The organism is Streptomyces bambusae, assembly GCF_019400985.1.
GTDB classification, from domain to species: Bacteria; Actinomycetota; Actinomycetes; order Streptomycetales; family Streptomycetaceae; genus Streptomyces; species Streptomyces bambusae_A.
In genome coordinates this window covers 1-4,465 of sequence record NZ_WTFF01000458.1, presented here as the reverse complement: position 1 = coordinate 4,465, position 4,465 = coordinate 1, and the positions used below count along the sequence as shown (strand labels likewise).

The window sequence follows — 4,465 nt, the reverse complement described above, 5'->3', positions numbered from 1 at the left end:
CGACCGGGCCGCCTGGCCCGCCGTGCAGGGCGCCGTGGTCGAGGCCTGGACGGCGTACGACCGGGGCGGCGACTCCGCCGAGGTGCCCGGCACCAGCCGGGTGGTGCCCGTGATCGAACTCCTCGACGACGACGTCGACCTCACCCCCGGCCGCCACCTGTCGCCCGCCGCCGCGGCCGGCGGCCTGGACGAGCTGGCCGCCGTACGCGAACGCCTCGACCGCACCCTGCACCGGGCCGCCGAACTGACCCCGCCGCCCGCCGCCGCCGGCCCGGCCTCCCGCCCGCCGCTGACCACCATCGGCGAACTCGCCCGGGCCGGCGCCCTGGTGCTGCACGCCGGCACCGGGCAGGGCAGCGGCGACGCGCCCGTCCTCACCGAGCACGACGTGTACGCCGCCACCGCCCCCTCCGGCACGCTCACGCCCGGCCCCGACGCCCCCGTCCTGACCGCCGCCGGCGACGTCGTCGTCCCCGTCGTCGGCGCCACCGGCACCGCCCGCGTCGTCACCGACGCGACGGCCGGCGCGGCACTCGGCCGCAACCTGCACCTGCTGCGCCCCGACCCGGCCGCCCTCGACCCCTGGTTCCTGGCCGGCTTCCTGCGCGGCACCGCCAACACCCGGCAGGCCAGCAGCTACGCCTCCACCGCGACCCGGCTCGACGTACGCCGGCTCCAGCTGCCCCGGCTGCACCTGGCCGAACAGCGCCGCTACGGCGAGCGGTTCCGGGCCCTGGCCGAGTTCGAGGACGCCGTCCGGCTCGCGGCCCGGCTCGGCGAGCAGCTCGTCCAGGGCCTCTACGACGGCCTGTCGGACGGCACGGTCACGCCCGGGTGAGGCTCCCCCCGGTTGACGGCGCTCCCGCCCGGACGCCGCGTCACGCACGGGCAGTGGCGGGGCCCGAGTGGCGGCCCCGCCCGTACGACGGTCACACCAGCATGACGATGTGCGCATCCGCGGAGCCTGCCGCGGCGTCCCTGTATACGCTCTGACACGTACTTTCGTCACACCGCCCGTTATCCCAGGAGCAGAGATGCACGGCCCCGGCCTCCCGCCGCAGCACCCCGCCCCGTCCGACAACGGGTTGCAGGTGACGCTGCGCGTGCTGTTGAGCGTGCTGACGGTGATCTCGTGCGGGTTCCTCGCGTGGGGGAGCATGCTCAAGCTCGCCATCGTGACGCGCTCGGCCCGCAACTGGGTGCTGTTCGGCGTGACCGCGCTGATCAACATCGGGTGCTTCGCGCTGCTCGGCACCGACGACACCCCCGAGGGCGAGACGTCGAAGGGCACCGACATCGCGATGATCACCTCGCTGATCACCGCGCTCGCCGTCCTGGCCTACTTCCTCTACGAGGACATCCGGCACTACAACTCCCGCCGGGGCGCGGACTGGTACGGCCGGCCGCCGGTCGGCGCCGCCCCCTACTACCCGCCCGTGCCCCCGCAGCAGCAGGCCCCGCAGCCGCAGCCCGGCTACGGCTACCCGCCCGCGCAGCCCGGTCCCGCCGCCCCGGGCGCCCAGCACACCCCGACCGGCCCGCACACCCCGACCGGCCCGCACACCCCCTCGGGCGGGCACACCCCCGTCGGCCAGCAGCCGCCCGTACCCCCGGCCGCGCCCGTCCCGCCGCAGGCGCCCCGCATCGGCCAGGTGCGCGCCGAACTCGACGAGCTGAGCGAGCTGCTGCGCCGCGAGGAGCGCGACCGGTGACCGAACGCCTCATCGGCGACCGCTACCAGCTCGCCACCGTCCTGGGCCAGGGCGGCATGGGCCAGGTCTGGACGGCGTACGACCGCCGGCTCGACCGCCGCGTCGCGGTCAAGCTGCTGCGCCCCGACAAGGTCGCCGGCCCCGGCACCGTCGCCGAGGAGCTGCGCCGCCGCTTCGTGCGCGAGTGCCGGGTCACCGCGCAGGTCGACCACCCGGGCCTGGTCACCGTGCACGACGCGGGCAGCGACGGCGACGACCTCTACCTGGTCATGCAGTACGTCGAGGGTGCCGACCTCGCCGACCACCTGGCCGAGCACGACCCCTACCCCTGGCCCTGGGCGGTCTCGGTGGCCGCGCAGCTGTGCTCGGTGCTCTCCGCCGTGCACGCGGTGCCGATCGTCCACCGCGACCTCAAGCCGCGCAACGTGATGGTGCGCCCCGATGGCACGGTCACCGTGCTCGACCTCGGCGTGGCCTCCGTCATGGACACCGACACCACCCGCCTCACCAACACCGGAACGCCCATCGGCAGCCCGGCCTACATGGCCCCCGAGCAGGCCATGGGCGGCGCGGTCGGCCCGTACACCGACCTCTACGCCCTCGGCGTGGTGCTCTACGAACTCCTCAGCGGCGGCGTCCCCTTCGCCGGCTCCACCGCCCTGGGCGTGCTGCACCGGCATCTGTACGAGCCGCCGCTGCCGGTGCGCCAGCTGCGCCCGGAGATCCCCCACCAGCTGGAGGCCGTCCTGCTGCACCTGCTGGCCAAGGACCCGCAGGAGCGCCCCTCCTCCGCGCAGGAGGTCTACGAGTCCCTGGTCCCGCTGCTGCCCACCCAGGGCACGCCGACCGGACCCCTCGACCCCACCCGGCCCTTCCTGCGCCCGCTGGCACCCTGGCCCGACCGCGCCGCCACCGTGACGCCCCCCGGCCCGACCGCCCCGCCCGCGCCCACCCCGGCACAGCCCGACCTTGCCGCCACGGTCGACCAGGTCAAGGGCCTGCTCGACGAGGGCCGCCTCACCCAGGCCGTCGACCTGCTCGGCGGCATCCTGCCCGCCGCGGCCGCCCGGCACGGCGAGCACTCCCCGGTCGTGCGCAGCCTGCGCAAGCAGTACGCGGCCACGCTCATGGACGACGGCCAGTACCGCCGCGCCCTGCCCGAACTGCGCCGCCTCGCCGACGAGTACCCGGCCGGCGACCCGCAGGCCCTGCGGTTCCGCTACGACGCGGCCCAGTGCCTGGAGCAGCTCGGCGAGCCGGCGGCCGCGCTCGCCGAGTACCGCTCGCTGCTGCCCCTGTTCGAGAACCACTACGCCAATCCCGACCCCGAGCTGCCGCTGGAGGTCCGGCGCCGCATCGCGCACCTGCTGCTCTCGCTCGGCGACCGGGCGGCCGCCCACGACACCCTGGCCCGGCTGCTGTTCGACGCCGAGCGGCTGCACGGGCCGGCCCACCCGTTCCCGGCCGAGGTCCGCCGCACCCTCCAGTGGCTGGGTCAGGTACGCGGCTGAGCGGCCCTCCGCAAGCGCCGTACGACCGCACGGCCGGCCAGGACCGCACGACCGGCCTGGACCGCACGGCCGGCCAGGACCCCACGGCCGGCCAGGACCAGCACGCAGCCGCCGAAGGCCAGCAGCCCGGCGTACAGGCCCGGCGGGCGGAAGGTGCAGGCGAGCGTCGTCGTGCGGCCGTCCAGCGGGACCGCGAGCAGGCCCAGGTGGGCGCCCGCCGGGCGGCCGTTGCAGGTCCAGCCGGCGACGGCCGGGGTGGCGAGGACGGCCGTGCCGGTGCTCCCGGCGGGCAGCGTGGCCGACAGCCCCGCGTCGGACACCTCCACCGACGTGGCCGCCGAGGCGCGCAGCCGCTCCACCGCGGCGGCCAGCTCGGCCCGGTCCAGGCAGCCCAGTGACCAGACCGGCGGCGGCTCCCGGTCGAAGACCAGCTTCGAGGACGCGCCGTGGGAGGGGCCCAGCGGTTGCAGCGCGGCCCGGTTCCGGGGCGCTCCCCCAGCTACCGCTGGGAGGTACCCCCAGCCGCGCAGCTTGACCGGCGCGCCGTCGGCGAGGCGGGCCGTGGCGTCGTACGCCGGCGCCCACAGGAAGGCCTCGGTGCCGGCGGCGCACACACCCGGCTCGGCCGGGGGCTCGTAGACCGCGGCGCCCAGCAGGAGCTCCTGGTTGGCGAACGGCGACTCGCCGTAGCCGGGGGACGGGCCGGTGCCGGGCGGCCGGGTGGTGACCAGCGGCAGCGGCGCCAGGGCGGAGCGGGCCACCGTGCCGTCCGGGCGCAGCCGGGCGCCGACCGCGAACAGGGCGTCGGTCACCGGGTTGTCGATGCTCTGGACGTTGCGCCCCCGTGAGGTCCAGCCGGCGCCGAGCGCCGCCATCGTGCGGGTGAAGACGTCCGGGGTGTGGCTGCTGTAGTAGGCGCCGCCCTCCCCGCCGAGGAGCAGCGGGTCGTTGCCGGTCAGCGCCGGCCGTCCGGCGTCCGTACGGTACGCGGGCCAGCCGTCGGCGGCGGCCAGCGCCCGGGCGCGCGCGGTGTGGGGCGCACTCCAGGAGGGGTAGTCGTCCAGGCCGCCGAGCTTGCCCCGGTGCCCGTACGCCGTGGTGGCCGCGGCCTGCACGGCGAGTGCGGCGGTCAGCAGGGCCGCGGCCGGGAGCACCCGGCGGCGGGTGCCGGCCAGCCGTACCGCGGCCAGGGCGGCCGCCCCGCCCCGCGCGGAGAGCAGGAGATGGCCCTTATACACATCT

2 protein-coding genes and 2 pseudogenes are annotated in these 4,465 nt (G+C 76.8%); 3 read left to right on the top strand and 1 reads right to left on the bottom strand.

Annotated features, from left to right (window positions below):
• The 3 genes and pseudogenes from GPJ59_RS33910 to GPJ59_RS33900 all read left to right on the top strand — a co-directional run.
• Positions 1-838, top strand: a pseudogene (locus GPJ59_RS33910) (SAM-dependent methyltransferase); the annotation flags it as partial.
• Positions 839-1,034: 196 nt separating this feature from the next.
• Positions 1,035-1,712: a hypothetical protein gene (locus GPJ59_RS33905; protein WP_219671785.1), complete on the top strand. Its 678-nt coding sequence runs from the start codon at positions 1,035-1,037 to the stop codon at positions 1,710-1,712.
• On the top strand, positions 1,709-3,223 hold the full coding sequence (locus GPJ59_RS33900; RefSeq protein ID WP_308120635.1) for a serine/threonine-protein kinase: 1,515 nt from the start codon (positions 1,709-1,711) through the stop codon (positions 3,221-3,223). Before GPJ59_RS33905 ends, GPJ59_RS33900 begins: the two co-directional genes overlap by 4 nt.
• Here the strand turns inward: GPJ59_RS33900 and GPJ59_RS33895 are convergent.
• A pseudogene (locus GPJ59_RS33895) lies at positions 3,208-4,465 on the bottom strand (YfhO family protein); the annotation flags it as partial. The gene GPJ59_RS33900 and the pseudogene GPJ59_RS33895 overlap by 16 nt on opposite strands.

Excerpts from the sequence above, each read along its gene's own strand:
- GPJ59_RS33905 (WP_219671785.1), top strand. The coding sequence starts at position 1,035 with ATGCACGGCCCCGGCCTCCCGCCGCAGCACCCCGCCCCGTCCGACAAC.